The sequence below is a fragment of the Actinoplanes aureus genome (assembly GCF_015704865.1).
Taxonomy (GTDB): domain Bacteria; phylum Actinomycetota; class Actinomycetes; order Mycobacteriales; family Micromonosporaceae; genus Actinoplanes; species Actinoplanes aureus.
Genome location: NZ_JADQTO010000021.1, coordinates 73122 through 94980, shown reverse-complemented (window position 1 = coordinate 94980; position 21859 = coordinate 73122). Strand labels below are relative to the sequence as shown.

The 21859-nt window shown below is 70.7% G+C and carries 17 protein-coding genes; 12 read left to right on the top strand and 5 right to left on the bottom strand.

From position 1 onward, the window contains the following. Positions 1-56 precede the first annotated feature (56 nt). Complete coding sequence (sigJ, locus tag I4J89_RS34400; RefSeq protein ID WP_196418321.1) at positions 57-1022, top strand: RNA polymerase sigma factor SigJ; 966 nt, start codon at positions 57-59, stop codon at positions 1020-1022. On the opposite strand, the gene I4J89_RS34395 is transcribed toward sigJ, so the two are convergent. From I4J89_RS34395 to I4J89_RS34380, 4 genes are read right to left on the bottom strand one after another with little or no spacing between them, the layout of a single operon-like run. Next, positions 937-1734, bottom strand: a complete 798-nt coding sequence (locus I4J89_RS34395) for a transmembrane-type terpene cyclase (RefSeq protein WP_196418320.1) — start codon at positions 1732-1734, stop codon at positions 937-939. The genes sigJ and I4J89_RS34395 overlap by 86 nt on opposite strands. Before the next feature lie 30 nt (positions 1735-1764). After that, positions 1765-3369, bottom strand: a complete 1605-nt coding sequence (locus I4J89_RS34390) for a class I adenylate-forming enzyme family protein (protein ID WP_196418319.1) — start codon at positions 3367-3369, stop codon at positions 1765-1767. A gap of 29 nt (positions 3370-3398) precedes the next feature. Further along, positions 3399-4355 (bottom strand): UbiA family prenyltransferase, encoded by a 957-nt coding sequence (locus tag I4J89_RS34385; protein WP_196418318.1) that lies wholly within the window; start codon positions 4353-4355, stop codon positions 3399-3401. A gap of 18 nt (positions 4356-4373) precedes the next feature. Beyond that, positions 4374-5432 (bottom strand): polyprenyl synthetase family protein, encoded by a 1059-nt coding sequence (locus I4J89_RS34380; protein ID WP_309238586.1) that lies wholly within the window; start codon positions 5430-5432, stop codon positions 4374-4376. Between the two features lie 322 nt (positions 5433-5754). On the opposite strand from I4J89_RS34380, the gene I4J89_RS34375 reads away from it, so the two are divergent. The 11 genes from I4J89_RS34375 (at position 5755) to I4J89_RS34325 (ending at position 18180) form a co-directional block, all read left to right on the top strand. Beyond that, on the top strand, positions 5755-7314 hold the full coding sequence (locus tag I4J89_RS34375) for a helix-turn-helix transcriptional regulator (RefSeq protein WP_230860067.1): 1560 nt from the start codon (positions 5755-5757) through the stop codon (positions 7312-7314). 247 nt (positions 7315-7561) lie between these two features. Continuing rightward, on the top strand, positions 7562-8650 hold the full coding sequence (locus I4J89_RS34370; RefSeq protein WP_196418317.1) for a polyprenyl synthetase family protein: 1089 nt from the start codon (positions 7562-7564) through the stop codon (positions 8648-8650). Next, the gene (gene mvk, locus I4J89_RS34365) at positions 8651-9604 is read left to right on the top strand and encodes a mevalonate kinase (protein ID WP_230860066.1); all 954 of its coding nucleotides are present in this window, start codon (positions 8651-8653) and stop codon (positions 9602-9604) included. It begins immediately after the preceding gene. Next, positions 9594-10604 carry a diphosphomevalonate decarboxylase gene (gene mvaD, locus I4J89_RS34360; RefSeq protein ID WP_196418316.1) on the top strand — a complete coding sequence of 337 codons (1011 nt, stop codon included), beginning with the start codon at positions 9594-9596 and terminating at the stop codon, positions 10602-10604. The genes mvk and mvaD overlap by 11 nt, the downstream gene beginning before the upstream one ends. Continuing rightward, on the top strand, positions 10601-11677 hold the full coding sequence (locus I4J89_RS34355) for a phosphomevalonate kinase (protein WP_196418315.1): 1077 nt from the start codon (positions 10601-10603) through the stop codon (positions 11675-11677). Before mvaD ends, I4J89_RS34355 begins: the two co-directional genes overlap by 4 nt. Beyond that, positions 11674-12765, top strand: a complete 1092-nt coding sequence (gene fni / locus I4J89_RS34350; RefSeq protein WP_196418314.1) for a type 2 isopentenyl-diphosphate Delta-isomerase — start codon at positions 11674-11676, stop codon at positions 12763-12765. Before I4J89_RS34355 ends, fni begins: the two co-directional genes overlap by 4 nt. Further along, positions 12762-13823: a hydroxymethylglutaryl-coenzyme A reductase family protein gene (locus I4J89_RS34345; protein ID WP_196418313.1), complete on the top strand. Its 1062-nt coding sequence runs from the start codon at positions 12762-12764 to the stop codon at positions 13821-13823. Before fni ends, I4J89_RS34345 begins: the two co-directional genes overlap by 4 nt. 2 nt (positions 13824-13825) lie before the next feature. Further along, a complete protein-coding gene (locus I4J89_RS34340) occupies positions 13826-14998 on the top strand; it encodes a hydroxymethylglutaryl-CoA synthase (protein ID WP_196418396.1) in 1173 nt (390 codons plus the stop codon). Positions 14999-15060: 62 nt separating this feature from the next. Next, positions 15061-15885, top strand: a complete 825-nt coding sequence (locus I4J89_RS34335) for a 2-amino-3,7-dideoxy-D-threo-hept-6-ulosonate synthase (protein ID WP_196418312.1) — start codon at positions 15061-15063, stop codon at positions 15883-15885. Between the two features lie 21 nt (positions 15886-15906). Beyond that, positions 15907-17010: a 3-dehydroquinate synthase II family protein gene (locus I4J89_RS34330; RefSeq protein ID WP_196418311.1), complete on the top strand. Its 1104-nt coding sequence runs from the start codon at positions 15907-15909 to the stop codon at positions 17008-17010. 255 nt (positions 17011-17265) lie between these two features. Beyond that, positions 17266-18180: a ParB/RepB/Spo0J family partition protein gene (locus I4J89_RS34325; RefSeq protein ID WP_309238585.1), complete on the top strand. Its 915-nt coding sequence runs from the start codon at positions 17266-17268 to the stop codon at positions 18178-18180. A 230-nt stretch (positions 18181-18410) separates the two neighbouring features. Here the strand turns inward: I4J89_RS34325 and I4J89_RS34320 are convergent, their stop codons facing one another. After that, the gene (locus tag I4J89_RS34320) at positions 18411-21857 is read right to left on the bottom strand and encodes a CHAT domain-containing protein (RefSeq protein WP_196418309.1); all 3447 of its coding nucleotides are present in this window, start codon (positions 21855-21857) and stop codon (positions 18411-18413) included. Between the last annotated feature and the right edge of the window lie 2 nt (positions 21858-21859).

Below are 21859 nucleotides of genomic sequence, written 5' to 3'. Positions count from 1 at the left end.
GTGTGACATCGAGCCGCGCTCGTGTTGCGTAGTTCACATGACGGGGGATCGACCTGATGTCTGAGCCGACCGCGATGCCCGGCGCGATCGCCGCGGCCGACGACCAGACGGAGTTCTATCTCGACCAGCGCGAGCTGCTGTTCGCGCTGGCGTACAACCTGACCGGCTGTGTTGCCGACACCGAGGACGTGCTGCAGGACACCTGGCTGGCGTGGGCCGCCGCGCCGCGCTCCGAGATCGGCAATCCGCGGGCCTACCTCGTACGCATCGCGGTGAACTCGGCTCTTGGCCGGCTGCGGCGGGCCAGCCGGGCCCGCGAGCACTACCTCGGTCCCTGGCTGCCGGAGCCGGTGCTGACCACGCCGGACGCCGCCGAGTCGGCGGTGGCCGGCGAGTCGGTGTCGCTGGCGCTCATGGTGGTGCTCGAGACGCTGACGCCGCTGGAACGGGCCGTGTTCGTGCTGCGCGAGGCGTTCGCCTACGACTACACCGAGATCGCCTCACTTCTGGACCGCACGCCGGTGGCCGTGCGCCAGCTCGCCCACCGGGCGCGACAGCGGGTGCGTGCCCGCCAGCCTCGCCGCGCGGCCCGGCCCCAGGCGGTACGGGCCGTCACCGAGCGCTTCCTCGACGCCGCTCTGGGCGGCAACATGGACACGCTGCTGGAGGTGTTGGCGCCGGACGTACGCCTGTGGACCGATGGTGGCGGCAGGCGCCATGCGGCGCTGCGCGTTATCGAAGGCCGCGCCAAGGTATTGCGTCTGATCGGCCACAACCTGGCCGGCTTGCCGGCGCTCACGGTGCGGCCGGTCGACGTCATCGGTGGCCCGGCCACCCTGCTGGTCGTCGCCGAAGAGATCTTCGCGGTGCTGGTCGTCGAGCTCGCCGACGACGACCGGGTGGGTGGGATATACGCGGTTCTCAATCCGGACAAGCTCACTGGGGTAGTGCGACGGCGGGTGCCGGCTGCGCGGCGGGCGTCGCCGGTACCGGTGCCGGCGGATACACCCGCGGCCGGTTGATCGCCCAGGGCGAGTACCCGTCCTTGCGGATCTGCCGGTACAGCATGCGGATGTAGACCAGGTCGAGGATCAGCATCATGACGAACCAGGACAGCACCAGGTAACGGTCCGGGAAGAGGATCAGTACGTTGAGCCCGGCGAGCTGCGAGCCGATCATCTTGCTGATGGCCGCGTGCAGCGACAGGCCGGCTGAACAGCGCCGTTTGACCAGCGTGACGATGAACGCGGCGCTGATGCCGACGTTCAGCGCGCAGCCGCTGTACATGCCCAGGATGTCGCGGAACTCGTACGCCATCAGGAACGTCTGGAACGCGGCCACCGCGACGAGACCGAAGAACAGGCGCAGGAAAAGTGTGCGGCCGAGTCGTGGGAAGTCCTTGTTGCCGTACTTGACGACCTGGATGACGATCACGATGTCGACGAGAAACCAGAGCAGGTTGGCCGGGCGCTGCGCCGGCTCCTGGTCGATGACGACGGAGTGCACGAACTCCCAGCCGAAGTTGATCGCCACGACGACCACCGGGATGCCGACGTACTTGTCCACGGAAGCGCGGTGGATCTCCAGCGCGTAGGCGAGTGCCCAGAACGTCAGGATGCCCACGACGATGGCCCAGAACCAGCCGTTGCGGAAGTCACCCGGTGGCGAGACGGACGGCGCCGTGGCGGGCAGGTCGACGAGCGCCGGCGGAAGCCAGTCGGTGAACCAATCCATGAAAGACCCTGCTTTCGTACGTGTCGGTGGTCAGGTCCAGCGGCCGGTGCCGATGACCTCGGCGGTGCCGAGAACCTGTTGCTGCAAAGCGAGCCGGCGTACCTTCCAGGTCGCCGTTCGCGGTACGTCCTCCCAGGCCACCAGCCGCGGTGCGGCCAGCTCGGGCAGGCCGGCGGTGGCGCGCGCCCAGTCGTCCGGGTCGAGCCGGTCGTCCCGCATGGACAGCACCGGCACCGGGGGCCCGTCCGGCCGGGCCAGGATCGTCACGTCGGAGGCGTGCGGCAGCCGGTCGAGCAGGATGCTCTCCAGCTCGATGCAGCTGTGCCCGGGGATCATGTCGACCTCGCGGTCGAGCAGCCGGATCCGGCCCCACCCGATGCGTTCGCCCAGATCGCCGCTGTTCCACCAACGGCCGGTCAGCTTGGCCTGGTAGCGGTCCTCCTCGCCCAGATAGGTGAGGCAGCGGGCCCGGGTCGACACCATCAGCAGGCCCGGCTTGCCGCGCGGCTGGCGGCGGCCGGTGGCCGGGTCGACGACCCGCACCCGCACCATCGCGGCCGGGAGCCCGACGGAGCAGCGGTCGACGCGCGAGCGCACGGTACGGCGGGTGAACAGGTTGACCATGATGCCGGTGATCTCGGACTGTCCCAGGCCCCAGCCCCACACCGGGAACCGGCGCTCGGACGCGTCCAGCAGGGTGCGGATGGTCCGGGCGTGCACCGCGTCGAACGTGCTGACGTAGAGGCGTACGCGGGCGAACAGCTCCGGGCGCCGGTCGGCCAGTTCCTCCCATCGCTGGAACATGTTCGGCATGGCCTCGAGAATCGTGGGCCGGTGCCGGTCGAGCATCCGCTCGACGGACGGCAGTCCCGGATCCGAGATGGCCACGATCTTGCGCGGTGCCATCTTGAGCTGCGAGGCGGTCCAGGCGAGCACCCGGATGTGCGCGAACGAGACGGCGGCCGCGGTCACATCGCTGTGCCGCGTGGTCAGGAACGGGATGGCGCAGCGCTCCATCCGCGCCGGGAACCGGCCGACCGCGGTGGCGGCGGTGTGCAGCACGAGCTTCGGTACGCCGGTGGTGCCGGAGGTGTGCGTGGAGACCATCGGGTCGTCGGTGCCGCCGAGCCGTACCGGGGCGGTGGCGCCGCCCTCCAGGTCGGCCAGCGTCAGCACGTCCGGGGCCGGCTCGGCGAGCGGCTCGCCGACCGCGATGGTGCGGATCCGCGGGTCGGCCAGCTTGACGCCGGCCGCGTCGGCACGGGCCAGCAGCCGGGTGCCGGCCACAAGCACGGCGGGCTGTGCCCGATCGATCAGTGTCCGCACCGTCTCCGCCGACTCGATCGGGGCGATCATCACCGGCAGTGCGCCGAGGCGGGCCGCACCGGCGGCGAGCAGCGGCTGGTCGAAGTGGTTGTCCTTGGCGACCACCACCCGGTCGCCGGCGCGCAGGCCGGCGGCGTAGAGGCAGTCCGACATCCGCTCCACGACTCGGGCGAGGGCCGCGCCGTCATACTCGGTTCCGCCCGCGGGGGCGACGTCCAGCGGGCGGTCGAGGTGGACGACCGCCTGCCGGCGGCGCTCGGCGTGCCAGTGGAAGACGCGTCCGATGTGGTACGGCGAGGTTCGGCTCATCTGCGGGCCTTTCGACGGGGGTGGGTGCGTCACCGCGCGTAGAGGTCGAGCGCCACGAGACCGAGGAATCCCAGGTCGTAGGCGACGAACGCGGCGATCCGGGCCTGCCGCCACCGGTCGCGCAGGATGGCCAGGTGGATCTGTGCGACGTGCAGCGCGGTGGCCGGCAGCAGGGCCAGCACCGTCCACCACGGCGTGTCGGTCGCCGCGGGCAGGAGCGCGATCGTCACCACCGAGATGGTCAGGTAGGCCACCAGCACGGCCTTGACCACCCAGCGGGGCGCGGCGACCGGCAGCGTGCGCCGCCCGACCCGCGCGTCGCCCTCCACGTCGCCCACGTTGGAGCAGGACACCAGCATGACGAGCCAGAGGCCCATCAGTACGCCCTGCAACGTCGCGGCCCAGGTCCAGTGGTTCTGCACCGCCAGGAACGGGAACAGCAGCCCGCCGATGGTGCCGATGCCGAGCAGCAGCTCGGAGCCGTAGACGTGGAAGCTGAACCGCAGGCCGGCGGAGTACTGCGGCCCCAGCACGGCGCAGAGGACGAAGATGACGACGGCCGACACCGGCACGTCCCAGCCGAGTACGGCGAACGCGGCGAAGCCGGTGGCGAAGGCGAACGCCTCGGACGCCACCGCGAACACGGTCGCCTGGCGCAGCGTGAGGTCGCCGCTGAGCAGCGGCTTGCGTCGGATGTCGCGGCGGAACCCCGGCCGGGTGTAGTTGGCCGCGTCGCTGCCGTTGCGGAAGCCCACGATGTCGTCGAGGGCGGCGGTCGCCGCCACGATGCCGGCCGACGACAGTAGGAACAGCACCATGGCCGCGAGCGCGCCGGGCCGGTCGAGCGCATCGGCGCTGAGCAGCAGGGCGGCCAGCGCCCAAGGGAAGAAGTGCAGGTAGACGGAGATCTTGGAGATCCGGGCCAGGCCCACGACGACCTGCCAGGTCGTCACAGGTGCGGCCGGAGCCGCCAATTCGGTACGCATCGGTCAGCTCCTCGACTTCTACCGGTCGCGGTACGCGACGCGGTGTGCCATGGCGGTCAGCTCCTCGTGCCAGGCGGCCGCCAGCGGGGCGTCCGCGAGTGTTCGGCAGCCCTGTTCGACGAGCTGGTCGATGTGTTGCTCCACGGTGCGGCGTACGCCGGTCTCCTCGAGCCGCCGGCGCAGCCGCCCGGCGCTGTCCGGTCCCGGGGTGAGCAGGTCATGGATGCCGGGGTCGCGCTGCATGGCGAGGCCGAGCAGCAGTGTCATCTTGTGCCGTTCGAAGTCGAGCCCGTCCGGCTTGCCGGTCACCGCGGCGTCACCGAACGCGTCCATGAGGTCGTCGCGCAGCTGGAAGGCCTCGCCGACGGCCGTGCCGTACGCCTCGAACGCCGCGGCCAGGTCGGGCCGCCCGGCGATCGTGGCGCCGAGTTGCAGCGGCCGGTGGATCGTGTACCGGCCGGACTTGGCCACCGCGACCCAGCGGACCGTCTCGAGATCGGCGGAGAAGTCGGCGGCGGCCAGGACGTCGGCGAACTGTCCCACGATCAGCTCCGAGCGCAGCTGCGCCCAGACTGCCTCGACCCGCGGAACGGTGGCCATCAACTGGTCGGCGTAGACCAGGGCCAGGTCGCCGGCGAGGATGGCGACGCTCTCGCCGTAGCGGACGTGGTCGCCGCGCCGGCCGAGCCGGCGGTGCAGTGCCGAGTGCCGGTGATGCACGGTGGGCGCGCCGCGGCGCTGTGCCGCCCCGTCCATGATGTCGTCGTGGATCAGCGCGCACGCGTGCAGCAGCTCGAGAGCGGCGGCGGCCGGCACCACGCGGTGGTCGTCCGGGTCGCCGCCGGCGGCCAGGTAGCCGCTGACGCAGAACGCGGGCCGGATCCGCTTGCCGCCGGCGGCCACCAGCTCGGCGATCGCGGTGACCAGGTCGCAACCCCGCGGCTGTTCGGCGGACCAGCGTTCTCGCTCGGCGCGGAGAAACTCGTGCAGCTGCTCCTCGACCAGCTCCATCAGGCGCGCGCGGGCCCTGTGGTGCGGCGTGCCGGCGACGGCCAGGCCGGCGTTGATTGTGGTCACGTCATCTCCCTGCGACGGTCGCGAGCCCGGACAGCCTGCCGTCGGCCGGCCAGATGCGACGAAAGAGAAGTCCAAAACGTCAGATCCGCCCGATGAATGGCATACGGGCGGCGGAAAGCTGCGTCGCCAGAAGTCAATAGGATCCCAAAGGAATGAGATCCGGGGCGCGCTTTTCCGGGAAGGTAGCAGCGTTCGGTCGCCGGAAGCAATGACAAGAAGTCGAACGCCGATGCTGATTGACATCGGTGATACCGGTCGCTCACGATCGTCTGTCGTCGCCGAATTCGGCTCTTTCGTGTTCGTGCATAACCGCGGGGGGATTATGACAACGAAATCGACGCCGTTACACAAGATCACCGGGGTGCGGGGCGAGTCGTTCCTGCTCGAGAACGTGGCCCGGATGCTGGGCCGGTCGTCGGTGGCCCTGCCGCCGCCGCTGGACGAGGCGATTGTCCGGGGGCCGGCCTTCGCCGGGCACCATGTCGCCTTTGCCACCGACTCGGTGCTGCATGCGATCACCGAATCGGTGCCCGCGCCCGCACGCCTGGCGCTGCGACGTGAGGTGACGAGCCTGCCCATGCGGCACGTCCCGGCACACCAGGCGGCGGCCGAGTCGTGCTCGGCGGCGCACCGCCTGATCATGAACGGTGACGTGGCCGCCGGCGTGCGGGTCGCGCAGCGGGTGCTCGTCAGCCCCGACGCCGTACCCGCCGCCCGGCTCGACGCCGAGGCCTGCCTGATACTCGGTCACTTCCTGCTCGGCGGTCCGGAGGCCGAGCGGCTCGCCGAGCGGATCCTGCGGGAGCGGGGGAACGGGCCCGGCGACATCGCCGCGATGATGGCGCTGATGATCCGGTCCGACGCCCTGTGGCGTGCCGGCGCGCTGGGCGAGGCGCTGAGCCTGGGCCGCACCGCGGTGCGCCACGGCGAGAACGTCGATCCGGTATGGCGCCTTCATTTCCAGCTGGCACTCGCCGAGAAGCTGGCCGATCTGCGGGAGTTCGACAGAGCGGCGTCGCTGATCGACGACGCGGAGGCCGGCCTGCGCGGACTACCGGCGCCGGTCTGGACGGCCGCGGCCGCGGCGATGCGATCCCGGCTGCTGCTTCAGGCCGGGCGCGTCGGGGACGCGCTGCGCGAGGCGACGCTGGCGACCTCAGCGGCGGAACCGCACGCCGTTCCGCTTCTCGAGCCGCTCGCGCACGCGGTGCTCTGCATCGGCTCCCTCTACATGGAGGACCTTCCGGCGGCCGTCGCGCATCTGCCGCGCGCCGATCACGCCTGGGCCGAGATCCTCGTCGCCGCCCGGACCGAGGGACCCTGGGCGGCCGTCGACCTGCTGTCCGGCAAGCACCGCTGTCTGCCGCGGCAGCGCAGCCTCTACGTCGAGGTGCCGAGCGCCGCCGCGATCCTGGTCCTGCTCGCGCGTGAGGTGGGCGATGGCGCCCTGGAACGCGACGTGCTGGAGACGGTCAACGGCCTCGCGGCGGACAACGCCGGAATCGGGGTCGTCGGGCTGACCGCCATGCACGCGAACGCCCTGGCGAAGGGCGCCTCGGCCGCGCTGGCGCTGATCGTCGTGCAGTCACCCGACCCGATCTCGGCAGCCTTGGCCACCGAGGAACTCGCCAAGCTCTACGCCGCCAAGAAGCTCACCCGGCTCGCCACGGGCTGGTCACAGCTGTCCGAGATGGAGCGCCGCATCACCTCGCTGGTGAGCGCGGGCCTGACCAACCGGCAGATAGCCAAGCAGGTGCACCTGTCCGCGCACACCGTGAACTACCACCTGCGGAAGGTCTACAAGAAGCTCGGCATCAACACTCGGGTCGAGCTGGCGCACGCGGCCGTCGCCTATGCGGGCGTCGCCGAGGAGGCCAGCTGACGGTATTTGCACTCGCCGTACCAATTAAGTGGTGCGTTCAACCGTTCAGTTTGGTCAGTTGGCTGCTCGAACAACGTGAGCCCTCCTCGCGTCATGCGGCACGCACTACTCGCGTGAGTAGTGGGCAGCCCGCAGCCGCGCCATTACTGTCATGCCGGAACCAATTCCGGCGTGAATGCGTGCGCCCGCCGCAGCCAGATTTCCCGCTCCGAATTCACAGGAGTTTCGAGATGTATGAGTGTGTGACATGACCGTCAACTATCTCGAAGCGGCCGTTGACATGACCGCCGTGGACATCGCCCTCAAGGAATTTTTCGCCGAGCGCCGAGCCGAATCCGGCGAACTCGGTGCCGATTTCGCGGCGACCGTCGAGGAGCTGGAGAGCTTCGTGCTGTGCGGCGGCAAGCGCATACGGCCGGCGTTCGCGTGGCTGGGCTGGATCGGCGCGGGCGGCGACCCGCGCGAACCGGTCGCCACGGCGGTGCTGCGGGCATGCGCCGCGTTCGAGCTGCTGCACGCCGCGGGTCTGATTCACGACGACATCATCGACGCGTCGGAGACCCGCCGCGGCCGTCCGGCCGCGCACGTGACCTATGCCCGGCGGCATCAGGCCCGGGGCTTCTCCGGTCACGCCGACGCGTACGGCACCGGCACCGCCATCCTGATCGGCGACCTCGCTCTCATCTGGGCCGACGTGCTGGTGCGCGCCTCCGGGTTGCCGGCCGACGCGCAGGTCCGGGTCTCGCCGGTGTGGTCGGCGGCCCGCTCGGAGGTCATGTACGGCCAGCTGCTCGACCTGATCGGCCAGGCGAGCGGCAGCGAGGACGTGGACGCGGCCCTGCGTGTCAACCGGTACAAGACGGCCTCGTACACCGTGGAGCGCCCGCTCCAGTTCGGCGCCGCGATGGCCGGCGCCGACCCCGCGCTGATGGCCGCCTACGGCGAGTTCGGCGCCGGCGTCGGCGTCGCGTTCCAGCTGCGCGACGACCTGCTCGGCGTCTTCGGCGACCCGGCGGTGACCGGCAAGCCGTCCGGCGACGACCTGCGCGAAGGCAAGCGGACGGTGCTGTTCGCGACGGCGCTGGAGCGTGCGGACCAGCGGGATCCGGACGCGGCCGAGTTCCTGCGCGCCAAGATCGGCACCGATCTCTCCGACGACGAGCTGGCCCGCTTCCGCGCCATCCTGGTGGACCTCGGCGCGGTCGACCACATCGAGGGGATGATCGCGCTGCGCACCGACCGGGCGCTGGCCGCGCTCGAGGCGAGTGCGGTCACCGGCCCCGCCGAACATCAGCTCGCCGAGATGGCGATCAAGGCCACCCAGCGGGTCCAGTAGATGTCCGGCCCGCTGATGTCGCCGGACTCGCTCACCATCGGGGTGGGCCGCGCTCACGGCAAGGCCATCCTGCTGGGGGAGCACGCCGTCGTGTACGGCGCCCCGGCACTGGCGATCCCGGTGCCGCAGCTGCCGGTCACCGCTACCGCGACGCGCCGCCCGGGTCCGGTCTCCTTCGCGATCGCGAGACCCGGGAACCCGACGATGACACTGCTGGCCACGGAGGGCCTGCGGCACCTGGTGGCGGAGTTCCAGCAGCGGGCCGGGATCGCCGAACCGATCGGCGCCGACCTGCTCATCGACTGCGCGATCCCGCCCGGTTGCGGGCTCGGCTCCAGTGCCGCCTGTGCGCGGGCGTCCGTGCTGGCGCTCGCCGACGCCTTCGACCGGCGGCTCGACGGCCGGCAGGTCTTCGACATCGTGCAGGTCGCCGAGACGGTGGCACACGGCCAGGCCAGCGGCGTCGACGCGCTCACCACCGGGTCGGCGTCCCCGCTCCTCTTCCAGGCCGGCACCGCGCGCGACCTGGTCGCCGGGAACGGCGTACTCGTCATCGCGGACAGCGGCACCAGCGGCAGCACGCGGGAGGCGGTGGACCTGGTACGCCGCCGCGCCGAACAGGCCCCGGCAGCGCACGAGGAGTTCGTCCGGCGGGTGGCGCAGCTGACCGAGGCGGCCGCGCGCGACCTCGAACACGGCCGGTTGACCGCGCTGGGCGAGCGGATGACGGAGAACCACGAGCTGCTCCGGAATGCCGGAATCAGCACCGACCTCATCGACGCGCTTGTCGAATCGGCGCTCGCGGCCGGTGCGCTGGGCGCCAAGATCAGCGGCGGCGGGCTGGGCGGCTGCATGATCGCGCTGGCCGGCGAACCGGCCGGGGCCGAGGCGGTGGCTCAGCGCCTGCGCGATGCCGGCGCCATCCGCACCTGGCTGGTGAGCCATGCCCGGTGACCACCTCGGGACATCGGCGGTCGCCCACCCGAACATCGCGCTGATCAAGTACTGGGGCAAGCGTGACGAGCTGCTCAAGCTGCCTGTCGCCGACAGCCTGTCGATGACCCTGGACCTCTTCCCCACGACCACGACCGTCCGGCTCGCCCCGGGCGGCGTCGCCGACAACGTCACCCTGGACGGCGTCGCCGCCGAGGGTGAGCGGCGGCAGCGCGTCGTGGCCTTCCTCGATCTGGTACGGGAGATGGCCGGACGCGTGGAGCCGGCCACTGTGGTCACCCGCAACAGCGTGCCCACCGGTGCGGGGCTGGCGTCCTCGGCGAGCGGGTTCGCCGCGCTGGCCGTCGCCGCGGCCGGCGCGTACGGCCTCGACCTCGATCCCACCGCGCTGTCCCGGCTGGCCCGGCGCGGGTCCGGCTCGGCCGCCCGGTCGATCTTCGGCGGCTTCGCGATCTGGTACGCGGGCCAGGGCACCGGTACGGCCGCCGACCTGGCCTCCTACGCCGAGCCGGTGGACGTACCCGGCTTCGATCCGGCGCTGGTGATCGCGGTGGTGAATGCCGGGCCCAAGGCCGTTTCGAGCGGCGCCGCCATGCGGCGGACCGTCGAGACGTCCCCGCTCTATCGCGCCTGGGCCGAGTCGAGCCGGGCCGACCTGGCCGACATGCGCGTGGCGCTGCGCCGCGGTGACCTGGACGCGGTGGGGGCGATCGCCGAGCGCAACGCCCTCGGCATGCACGCGACCATGCTGGCCGCCCGCCCGGCCGTGCGCTATCTGTCACCTGCCACCGTGACCGTCCTGGACAGCGTCCTGAGCCTGCGAGCGGCCGGAATCGCGGCCTACGCGACCATGGACGCCGGCCCCAACGTCAAGGTGCTCTGCCACCGCGCCGACCGCGAACGGGTGGCCGAGACACTGCGTGCCGCCGTACCGGACTGCTCGGTGTTCACCGCCCGGCGCGGACCGGGTGCCCGCCTGTCAGCGGGGGCCGACCGGTGAGCGAGCAACGGTCGGTCAGCCGGAGCGCGGCCGGCAAGCTGTTCATCGCCGGCGAGTACGCGGTGCTGGAACCGGGCCATCCGGCGCTGCTGGTGGCGGTCGACCGGCAGGTCACCGTTACCGTGTCGGAGCACGCCGGCAGCGATGTGGTGATCGACGCCGACATCTCCTCGGGCGAGGTCTGCCTGCGGTGGCTCGACGGCGGACTCGACGGGCCCGGCGCGGTCAGCCTCGGCCCCGTGGTGTCGGCCGTCGAGGTGGTTGCCGGCCTGCTGGCCGAGCGCGGTCTGCGCCCGGCGCCCGTACACGTCGCGATCCGCAGCGATCTGCACCACGGCGGCACCAAGCTCGGCCTGGGCTCGAGCGGCGCGGTGACCGTCGCCACGGTCGCCGCGGTGGCCGCGTACCACCGGCTGGTGCTGTCTCGCGAGACGCTGTTCCGGTTGGCGCTGCTGGCGACCGCGCGACGCGACGCCCGCGCTTCCGGCGGTGACCTCGCGGCCAGTGTCTGGGGCGGCTGGATCGCCTATCACGCCCCCGATCGGCAGGCCGTGCTCGACCTGGCGGGACGCCGGGGCATCGAGGCGACGATCCGCGCGCCCTGGCCCGGATACGCGGTGCGCGCGCTGCCCGCGCCGCGCCGGCTCGCCCTGGAGGTGGGCTGGACCGGGCAGCCGGTGAGCAGCGCCGCGCTGACCGAGCGGCTGGGCACGCCGCGCCCCGGTTTCGTCTCACGCAGCGACGAGTGCGTCCACGCCGCGATCCGTGCGCTCCAGCAGGGCGACGACCACGAGCTGCTGCGCCGGATCCGTGGCGCCCGCGAGGTGCTCGCCGCACTCGACGAGGAGGCCGGCCTGGGCATCTTCACCCCGCGGCTGACCGCGCTCTGCGACGCGGCCGAGGCCGTCGGCGGTGCGGGCAAACCGTCCGGCGCCGGCGGCGGCGACTGCGGCATCGCGCTGCTCGGCCCCCGGGCACAGGACGGGGTCCGGCAGCTACGGGAGAAGTGGGCCGCCGCCGGGGTGCTGCCCGTGCCGATCAGAGTCCAGCCCTCGAGGGAGAGCGCACCATGATCGCCAACCGCAAGGACGACCACGTCCGCTTCGCCGCCGAGCAGCAACGCGACCTCGGCGGATACAACCAGTTCGACGACGTGTCCTTCGTCCATCACGCTCTGGCCGGCATCGACCGGTCCGAGGTTTCGCTGGCCACCCGGTTCGGCGGCATCGAATGGCCGGTGCCGCTGTGCATCAACGCGATGACCGGCGGCAGCGTCAAGACCGGTCTGATCAACCGCGACCTGGCGATCGCCGCTCGCGAGACCGGCGTACCGATCGCCACCGGATCGATGAGCGCCTACTTCAAGGACGAGTCGGTCGCGGACACGTTCACCGTGATGCGCCGGGAGAACCCGGACGGGTTCATCATGGCGAACGTCAACGCGACCGCCTCCGTCGAGAACGCGCGGCGGGCCGTCGACCTGTTACGCGCCGACGCCCTGCAGATCCACCTGAACACCGTTCAGGAGACGGTGATGCCGGAGGGCGACCGGTCGTTCGGCGAGTGGGCGCCGCGGATCGAGAAGATCGTCGCCGGCGTCGACGTCCCGGTGATCGTCAAGGAGGTCGGCTTCGGGCTCAGCCGCGAGACCCTGTTCCTGTTGCACGAGCTGGGCGTACGCGTAGCCGACGTGTCCGGCCGCGGCGGCACGAACTTCGCGCGGATCGAGAACGACCGGCGGGAACAGGCCGACTACTCCTTCCTCGAGGGCTGGGGACAGTCCACGCCGGCGTGCCTGCTGGACGCACACGGCGTCGGCATCCCGGTGATGGCCTCGGGCGGCGTCCGCAACCCGCTCGACGTGCTGCGCGGCCTGGCGCTCGGCGCCTCCGCGGCCGGGGTGTCCGGCCTCTTCCTCAAGACGGTGCTGGACGGTGGCCCGACGGCGCTGATCTCCCTGATCTCGCTCTGGCTCGACCAGCTGGCGGCCCTGATGACCGCGCTCGGCGCGCGCACACCGGCCGGCCTGGCCCGGTGCGACGTGCTGATCCTCGGCGGCCTGCGGCAGTTCTGCGCCGACCGGGGCGTCAACACCCGGCGGCTCGCCACGCGCTCCCGGTCCTACCGAACCATCCACGAGAGCCTTGGAGGCATCGAATGACCGAACCGACCGCGGTGGCCGGCGTCCCGATGAGATGGGTGGGGCCGTTGCGCATCTCGGGGAACGTGGCCGACATCGAGACCGAGGTTCCGCTCGCCACCTTCGAGTCGCCGCTGTGGCCCTCGGTCGGCCGGGGCGCGCGGATCTCCATGATGGTCGACGAGGGGATCGTCACCACCCTGGTCGACGAGCGGATGACCCGCTCGGTGTTCGTCCGCGCCGCCGACGCGCAGACCGCTCACCTCGCCTCGCTGGAGGTCGACGCACGCTTCGACGAGCTGCGCGAGATCGTGCGCAAGTGCGGCCGGTTCGTCGAGCTGATCGGGTTTCACCACGAGATCACGGCGAACCTGCTGTTCCTCCGGTTCAGCTTCACCACCGGCGACGCGTCCGGGCACAACATGGCGACGCTGGCGGCGGACGCGCTGCTCTCGTACCTCCTGGACACCATTCCGGGCATCTCGTACGGCTCGATCTCGGGCAACTACTGCACCGACAAGAAGGCGACCGCGATCAACGGCATCCTCGGCCGTGGCAAGAACGTGGTGACCGAGCTGCTGGTGCCGCGCGACATCGTGCACGCCCGGTTGCACACCACGGCCTCGGCGATCGCCGAACTGAACGTGCGCAAGAACATGATCGGCACTCTGCTGGCCGGCGGGATCCGCTCGGCCAACGCGCACTACGCGAACATGCTGCTCGGCTTCTACCTGGCCACCGGCCAGGACGCGGCCAACATCGTCGAGGGTTCGCAGGGCGTGACCGTGGCCGAGGACCGGGACGGCGACCTCTACTTCTCCTGCACTCTGCCCAATCTGATCGTGGGCACCGTCGGCAACGGGAAGGGCCTCGACTTCGTCGAGGAGAACCTGACCCGGCTCGGCTGCCGTGAGGAGCGCGACCCCGGCGACAACGCGCGCCGGCTCGCGGTGATCATCGCCGCCACGGTGCTGTGCGGCGAGCTCTCCCTGCTGGCCGCACAGACGAACCCTGGCGAGCTGATGCGCGCCCACGTGCGATGGGAACGCGAGGACAAGACCACGAAGGTCGGGGGTTGACGATGCCCGGCGACGTGCCCATCGGGATTCACGACCTCTCGGTCGCGACCACGCAATACGTTCTGACGCACCGGACGCTGGCCGATCGCAACGGCACCGACGTCGGCAAGTACCACAAGGGCATCGGGCTGATGTCGATGAGCGTGCCCGCGGCCGACGAGGACATCGTCACCATGGCGGCCACCGCCGCCGCACCCGTCGTCGCCCGGCACGGTGCCGACCGGATCCGCACGATCGTGTTCGCCACCGAGACCTCGGTGGACCAGTCGAAGGCGGCCGGCATCCACGTGCATTCGCTGCTCAGCCTGCCCTCGGCTGCCCGGGTCGTCGAGCTCAAGCAGGCCTGCTACGGCGGGACGGCGGCGCTTCAGTTCGCCCTCGGGGTGGTGCACCGCAACCCCGCTGAGCAGGTCCTGGTGATCGCCAGCGACGTCTCCAAGTACGAGATGGGCGAGCCGGGCGAGGCGACCCAGGGCGCGGCCGCGGTGGCCATGCTGGTCAGTGCGGAACCCGCGCTGGTGCGCGTCGACGAGCCGTCGGGGGTGTTCACCGCCGACATCACGGACTTCTGGCGGCCGAACTACCGCACCACCGCACTGGTCGACGGGCACGAGTCCATCGCGGCCTACCTTCAGGCGCTGGAGGGCGCCTGGAAGGACTACACCGAGCGTGACGGCCGCAAGCTCGACGAGCTGAGCGCGATCTGCTACCACCAGCCGTTCACCAAGATGGCGTACAAAGCGCACCGGCACCTGCTGCAGCACTGCGGGCACGACGTCGACGAGGCCGAGGTCACCCGCGCCGTCGGGCACACGACCGGGTACAACGCCGTGATCGGCAACAGCTACACGGCGTCGCTCTACCTCGGCCTGGCCGCGCTGCTCGACAACAGCGCGGACCTGACCGGCCGGTCCGTCGGCTTCCTCAGCTACGGGTCGGGCAGTGTCGCGGAGTTCTTCGCCGGCACGGTCATGCCGGGATACCGGTCGCATCTGCGATCCGAGGCGCACCGTGAGGCGATCTCCCGTCGACTGGACATCGACTACGCCCGCTATCGCGCGATCCACGAGCACTCGTTCCCGGTCGACGGCGGCGACCACTTCGTGCCGCGGGAGACCACCGGGCCGTACCGGTTCGCCGGGCTGTCCGGCCACAAGCGCATCTACGAGCGATGACCGCCGCCGCGCACCGCGAACCCGAATCCGCCCGGCCCATCGCTTGAGAGAGGCAGGACACAATGGCTGTGCTCAATGCTTCGTTCGCCCGTTCACTGCGCCTGCGGCGCCTGTTCCGGCGGGACGACGGGCGCCTGCTCGTCGTACCCCTTGATCATTTCGTCACCGACGGCCCGCTGGGCCGTGGTGACCTCAATGCGCTGGTCGGCGAGATCGCCGGCACCGGCGTCGACGCCGTGGTGCTGCACAAGGGCAGCCTGCGCTACGTCGACCCCGGCTGGTTCGGTGACATGTCGCTGATCGTGCACCTGAGCGTGAGCACCCGGCACGCTCCCGATCCCGACGCGAAGTACCTGGTCGCCCACGTGGAGGAGGCGCTGCGGCTGGGCGCCGACGCGGTCAGCGTGCACGTCAACCTGGGCTCGCCGCAGGAGGCCCGCCAGATCTCCGATCTGGCGGCCGTGGCGGGGGAGTGCGACCGCTGGAACCTCCCGCTGCTCGCCATGATGTACGCCCGCGGGCCGCAGATCATCGATTCGCGAGCGCCCGAGCTGGTGGCACACGCCGCGATCCTGGCCGCCGATCTGGGCGCCGACATCGTCAAGACCGACTACGTGGGCACCCCGGGCGAGATGGCCGACGTGGTCCGTTCCTGTCCGATCCCGCTCGTGGTGGCCGGCGGCCCGCGCTCGGCCGACACCGAGACGCTGCTGGCGTACGTCTCGGACGCGCTGCGCGGCGGTGTCGCAGGTGTGGCCGTCGGACGCAACGTCTTCCAGTCCGACCGGCCCGGCTGGACGGCGTCCGCTCTCGCCCGGCTGGTGCACGAGACGCCGAGCATTCCCGATCGCTACGACGTCGCCGACCGGCTCGTCGTCACGTCCTGACCCGTTTCTGAGGAGATTTCCGTGAAGCTGTGCTGGCTGGACATCCGCAACGTCAACGGCGCCCGGGAGGCCATCGTCGAGGAGGCCGTCCACCAGCGGGTGGACGCGATCGTGGCGGCCGACGCCGCCGACCTGGAGCCGATTCCCCCGACCGTCAAGAAGGTGCTGTTCCCGCAGCACCAGCCGCTGCCCGAGACGTTCGGCGCCGCGGACCTGGTGATCGTCGATCCGGCCCGGCACGGCGACCCCGCGGTGCTGACCGAGAAGTTTCCCGACGTGGAGTTCGGCCGGTACGTGGAGATCGTTGACGCGGACAGTCTCGAGGCCGCCTGCCACGCCGCCCGGCACGACAAGTGGAGCCTGCTCTACTTCCGCGACCCCACCAAGATCCCCCTGGAGATCGTGCTGGCCGCCGCGGCCGGTGCCGAGGGCAGCATCATCACCCAGGTAGCCGACGTCGAGGAAGCCGAGATCGTCTTCGGGGTCCTCGAACACGGCTCCGACGGCGTGATGCTGGCACCCCGTGTCCCGGGCGAGGCCACCGAACTGAAGGCCGCCGCGCTCAGCAAAGCGGCGGACGTGTCGCTCGTCGAGCTGACGGTCACCGGAATCCGCCGGGTCGGCATCGGTGAGCGGGCCTGCGTCGACACCTGCACGAACTTCCGGCTCGACGAGGGCATCCTGGTCGGCTCGCACTCCACCGGCATGATCCTTTGTTGCAGCGAGACGCACCCGCTGCCGTACATGCCGACCCGGCCGTTCCGGGTCAACGCCGGCGCGCTGCACTCGTACACGTTGTCGGCCAACGGGCGCACCAACTACCTGAGCGAGCTTCACTCCGGCGGCCGTGTGCTGGCCGTCGACTCGCAGGGCCGGTCACGGGTCGTCACCGTGGGCCGGGTGAAGATCGAGACGCGCCCGCTGCTCGCCATCGACGCGGTGGCGCCGTCGGGCGTCAAGGTCAACCTGATCGTCCAGGACGACTGGCATGTGCGGGTGCTCGGGCCGGGCGGCACGGTGCTGAACGTGACGGAGCTGACCGAGGGCACGAAGGTGCTCGGTTGCCTGCCGGTCGAGCAGCGGCATGTCGGCTATCCGATCGACGAGTTCTGCATCGAGAAGTGACCCGGTAGGACATGTCCGCGGCTTGCCGCGGCTGGGATTTGAACGCCGACCGAGGGCGTCAGGTCGCATCTGAGACGCACACCTGGGGTGACAGTCGAACCCGGCACAAGCAGCCATTCAAGGTTCGAATCCACATTTGATTCGGAGTGGAGTCGCGCTTGAGCATCAGCAGTCGACTGTCGTACCTTCTCGGATCCTGTCCCAGTTAGGTGTGTCCCAATGTTGAGCAGCGCAGAATTCCTGGAAGCAGACGATGTGCGGAGGGGGTTCCCGGTCGCGGTGCCGATATCGTCGCTGCTGCCCGGTTACTCGCCGCGCCTGGGCGGGGAGAACCCCGAGCATGTGCAGCTGCTGGCCACGGCGTCCGGCCTGCCGCCGATCCTGGTGCACCGGCGCACCATGAAGGTCATCGACGGCATGCACCGGCTGCGCGCCGCGAAGCTACGCGGCGACCGCACCATCTCGGTCACCTTCTTCGACGGTGACGACGCGGAGGCATTCCTGCTCTCGGTCGACGCCAACCTCAAGCACGGGTTGCCGCTGTCCCGGTCCGACCGCGAGGCGGCGGCCGGGCGCATCCTCGGCCTGTTCGGGCACATGTCCGACCGGGCCGTCGCGGCCGCCGTCGGTCTGTCACCGACGACGGTGAGCATGATCCGCCGTCGTCTCGTCCCCCCGGCTGCAGCGGAGGGCAGCCGGGTAGGACGGGACGGGCGGGTGCGTCCGGTGGACGGATCGGCGGGCCGGCGGCGGGCCGGCGAGTTCATCGCGCTGAAGCCGGACGCGCCGCTGCGCGCCATCGCCAAAGAGGCCGGGGTATCCGTGGGCACGGCGCGGGACGTGCGGGAGCGCCTCCGTGCCGGCCAGGACCCGGTGCTGACCTCGCAGCGCGGCGCGGTCGAATACCGGCGGCGCCGCACCGGCGGCGCCCGGGAGAGCGCCTGCTGGCCCGCGGTGCGGGAGAACCTGAGCCGCGACCCGGCGGTTCGCTACGCCGAGAAGGGCCGGGTCTTCGTCCGCTGGGTCGACGCGCACGTGATCGAGCGGGCCGAATGGGCCGAGCTCGTCGCCGCGGTGCCGCCGCACTGGCGGGAGTCCATGGCCGACGTGGCCCGGTCGTGTGCCGCGGCCTGGCAGGCGCTCGCCGACGAGCTCGAGGACCCCGCGTGAGCGTCAGCTGACCCGAGCCAAGGCAGACGGCTCGCACTACAGCAGCACCGGCTGCAGATCGTCGGCAGCGTATCGGCTCCGTCCCGGCCCGCGACTTCATCGCGGAACTGCCGGGGCTCGCCGCGGCGATAACCGACGGCGCGATCGGCGTACGGGCACGGGCGGTGCCGCTGGCCGAGGTCACCCGGGCGTGGACCGCCGACACCGACGACCGCATCGTCCTCGTCCCGTCACGTCGCATCCAGGAGGCGGACCCGGTGATGGCGGCCCTGCGCTCGGAAGAGTTCCGTGGCCAGATGCCACGCTGCCGTGGCCGAGTCGGTTTCGCCGAGCGCATGCCGCGCGTCACCGAGATGCTTGAGGGTGTCGGCTCTGCCGTAGTCGTCGCCGACCTGTCCGTAGAGGTCGAGGGCACGCTCGTACAGTTCGCGGGCCTGGTCGTGCTTCCCGAGCTGCTGGTGGATCCTGCCCATGTCGTCGAGGGCGTCGGCCTGACCGTCCAGGTCGTCCAGCTGCTGGAAGATGTGCAGTGAACCCGTACAGTCCGCCAGTCCTTCGGCCGGTTCGCCGAGTTCGGCCCGGTAGCGGCCCACCGCCTTGAGTGCGTGCGCCTCACCTCTCCTGTCCGCAGCCGTCCTGAAGAGCAGCAGGGAACTGTTGGCGAGTTGACTGGCCGCGTTCGGATCCCCGTCCCGGTCGAGGGCGGTCGCCAGGTTCATCTGGGCTGCCGCTTGACCTCCTGGATCGCCCAGAGCCGCGAACTGGGCCGCCGCGCGTTCGAGGTGAGTCCGGGCCTGGGCGTTGTCACCCAGGCGCAGGAGAGCCAGACCGAGGAGCCGGTTGGCTCGGCCGATCGCGGCGGCGTCGCCACGCCGGTCGGCGGCGTCGGCGGCGTTACGCCAGATCGAGGCGACCTCGTGGACGCGTCCACGCCAAACCCACACGTTGTCGACGGACCAGGCGAGGAGGCCGGAGAATTCGGCAAGGTCCCCGGTCGCGATGTTCGTGACGGCGGCAAGCAGGCTGGCATCCTCCGCGTCGAACCACGCCGCGGCCTCCGCACGGTTCTGTATAGGCGGTATCCGAACGCCCGCATCCGCGGTCGTCAAGCCGCTGCTCCGATTCGACGACGGCTGGTCGCCTATCAGGACCGCGCGGGCCACCATGGCGGTGTCCAGGTAGTAGCCGAACAACCGACGCAGGCAGGCCTGCCGATCGTCGAGCGGATCGACCTCTTCGGCGAGCGCCGCCGCGTACAGGTGCAGGAGGTCATGCAGGCGATATCGCTGCGGCCGGTACTCGTCCAGGAGGTGGGCGCCGTCCAGCTCCCGGAGCCGCGATCGCACGCGATTGACCGGCAGATCGGCGAGCGAGGCGGCACCGTACAAACCGACCTCCGGGCTCCGGTTGACGCCGAGCAACCGGAACAGTCGTTGTGCCTGCGGGGTGAGGGCCTTGTAGGACCACGAGAAGACGGCGCGCAGGTTGGTCTCGGCTCCTTCGATGGCGAGCAGATCCAACCTTTCGCCCTCATCCGTCAGCTCGTCGCGGAGCGACGCCAGAAGGGTCCGCGGCCGGATCTGCGCGCGCGCCGCGACGATGGACAGTGCCAGCGGCAGCCCGCCACAGAAGTCGAGGAGGTCGCTCGTGGCCTGCGCGTCCGCGTCGAGCCGTGCCCCGCCCAGCCGCTGGGTGAGGAGAGCGAGAGCGTCGGCGTGGGACATAAAGTCCAGGGTCACCGGTGTCGCGCCGTCCGAGATCAGCCCGCCGAGCTGGTTGCGACTCGTCACGAGCACAACCGCGTTACGAGAGCCCGGCAGCAGCGGCCGTACCTGTGCCGAGTCCACGGCGTTGTCCAGCAGGACCAGTATCCGCGTCGTCGCGGTCACCGATCTGTAGAGGGCCGTGCGCCCGTCCAGGTCGCCCGGGATCCGTTGGTCGTCGATGCCGAAGGCGGTCAGGAAATGACGTACCGCCTCCGCCGGGTCCATCGGCGCTTCGGTGCCGAATCCGCGAAGGTTCACGTACAGCAGTCCGTCGGGGAACCGCCGCTGAACGGAGTGAGCCCAGTGCAGTGCCAGCGCGGTCTTTCCGATGCCGCCGGCCCCACCGATGGTCAGTACCAGCAGACGGCCGTCCGGCCCCGCGTTTGCCGCCAGCCGTGCGTCGAGTTCGCCGAGCTCGCGCTGCCGGCCGACATGCACGGCCGGGATCGGCGGCAGCTCAGCGGGAACTACCCGCGTCCCCGGACGGCCCGCCGCGTCCGGTGTGTCCCCATCGCCCTGGATGTGGAACAGGTCGCTGTCCTGACTGCGCAGGTACAGCACGGGAGTCGCCCATTCGAAGGTGCCTGAGCGTCGGCCCATGTCGATCCGCGCCACCCGCACCGCCTCGTCGACACCGCGATCCCTCGCCAGGGCTGTGTAGAACGTCTGCGCGAAGGTGATCGCCGCATCGTCGGAGATCGGAAACTGCATCGCCACCACCGCCGGGATACGACGGACCAGCATTGAGCCCACGCCGGCGAACGCATCCGCGGCCGTGCCCGCCCCGGTGAGGCAACTGTTGAGTACCGCCAGCCGTGGTGGCGAGTCCGGGACGGCCAGGAGCTTCGCCAACTCGGCGGCGGCTACCGGCTCGCTGTTGCCGTGCCTGTCCGCGAAGAAGATCGAACCGTGTTGGGTGGCCAGGTCGAAGGAGCCGTGACCGATGAAATGGAACACATGGCAGCCGGAGATCAGCGCGTCGCGGGCGGCTGCCCAGGTCTCACCGTCGACCCAGCGAAGCGATACCAACCCGCGCTGTCTCAGCTCTCGCAGTGCGGTCTCCAGCAGCCGTCGTTCGTCGTCGGCGTTCAGCACCGCCAGGTCGGCCGGCAACGACGTCATACCGAGTATGTGGACCGGTGGCGCGACGGTCAGCGCGCGGAGCGGTTCCGGGACAGGCACGTACCGCACGAGCGAGCAGCGGTGGCAGACGTAGTCCCCGCTGCTCTCGTCGAACAGCAGTTCCCACGGCAACACGGCCAGCTCCGGTGGTAGCCGTAGCACCAGCCGCAGGGTCTTGTTCTGCCGTTCTGCCTCGACGCGGCTCGCGCGGTACAGCGCGAAGGCGTCACCGGAGAAGAGCGCGCCGAACAAGGCCGCGCCCACATCCTGGAGCGGCTGGCCCGTCCCAGCCGGTTCGATTCCCGCGTCCCTGGCCGGTGCGGCCGGCAGCCCCACCTCTCGTTTCACAGCCCCCAAGTCCGCCATGATCTGCGTTGAACTCAACTGGATGGAGGCTGAGGTGTCGCCGGCCAGCGACCGTAGATCAAGCCGGTATCCGTTCGCGTCACGATAGACATGAATCTCGACGTCACGGTTCAGCGGCATAGACACCTCCCTGCCGCGGCCAGACCGAACCCATCTTCGCCCGTGCGGGGGACGAAGAGCGGGGGAGGGCTCCAACGAGAGCCCGCTTACATATGGTGCGCGTGACATTACTTCCCGTGAAGATGGGGTGCGTTCATGCGCCGTCGACGTTGGCTGTCCGCTATCGGAGCCCTCTCGCTCACCGCCAACACCGCCGCGATGCTGAACACCGCACCGGCCTTCGCCGAGCCTCAGGCCAACGCATCCCCGTCCGCGAGCGCGTCCACGGAAAGTGAAGCTTCGCCGGACGGCACCGCCCGGCACGC

Excerpts from the sequence above, each read along its gene's own strand:
- fni (WP_196418314.1), top strand. The coding sequence starts at position 11,674 with ATGATCGCCAACCGCAAGGACGACCACGTCCGCTTCGCCGCCGAGCAG.
- I4J89_RS34340 (WP_196418396.1), top strand. The coding sequence starts at position 13,826 with ATGCCCGGCGACGTGCCCATCGGGATTCACGACCTCTCGGTCGCGACC.
- I4J89_RS34375 (WP_230860067.1), top strand. The coding sequence starts at position 5,755 with ATGACAACGAAATCGACGCCGTTACACAAGATCACCGGGGTGCGGGGC.
- I4J89_RS34385 (WP_196418318.1), bottom strand. The coding sequence starts at position 4,355 with ATGCGTACCGAATTGGCGGCTCCGGCCGCACCTGTGACGACCTGGCAG.
- sigJ (WP_196418321.1), top strand. The coding sequence starts at position 57 with ATGTCTGAGCCGACCGCGATGCCCGGCGCGATCGCCGCGGCCGACGAC.
- I4J89_RS34395 (WP_196418320.1), bottom strand. The coding sequence starts at position 1,734 with ATGGATTGGTTCACCGACTGGCTTCCGCCGGCGCTCGTCGACCTGCCC.
- mvk (WP_230860066.1), top strand. The coding sequence starts at position 8,651 with ATGTCCGGCCCGCTGATGTCGCCGGACTCGCTCACCATCGGGGTGGGC.
- I4J89_RS34390 (WP_196418319.1), bottom strand. The coding sequence starts at position 3,369 with ATGAGCCGAACCTCGCCGTACCACATCGGACGCGTCTTCCACTGGCAC.
- I4J89_RS34335 (WP_196418312.1), top strand. The coding sequence starts at position 15,061 with ATGGCTGTGCTCAATGCTTCGTTCGCCCGTTCACTGCGCCTGCGGCGC.
- mvaD (WP_196418316.1), top strand. The coding sequence starts at position 9,594 with ATGCCCGGTGACCACCTCGGGACATCGGCGGTCGCCCACCCGAACATC.
- I4J89_RS34345 (WP_196418313.1), top strand. The coding sequence starts at position 12,762 with ATGACCGAACCGACCGCGGTGGCCGGCGTCCCGATGAGATGGGTGGGG.
- I4J89_RS34370 (WP_196418317.1), top strand. The coding sequence starts at position 7,562 with ATGACCGTCAACTATCTCGAAGCGGCCGTTGACATGACCGCCGTGGAC.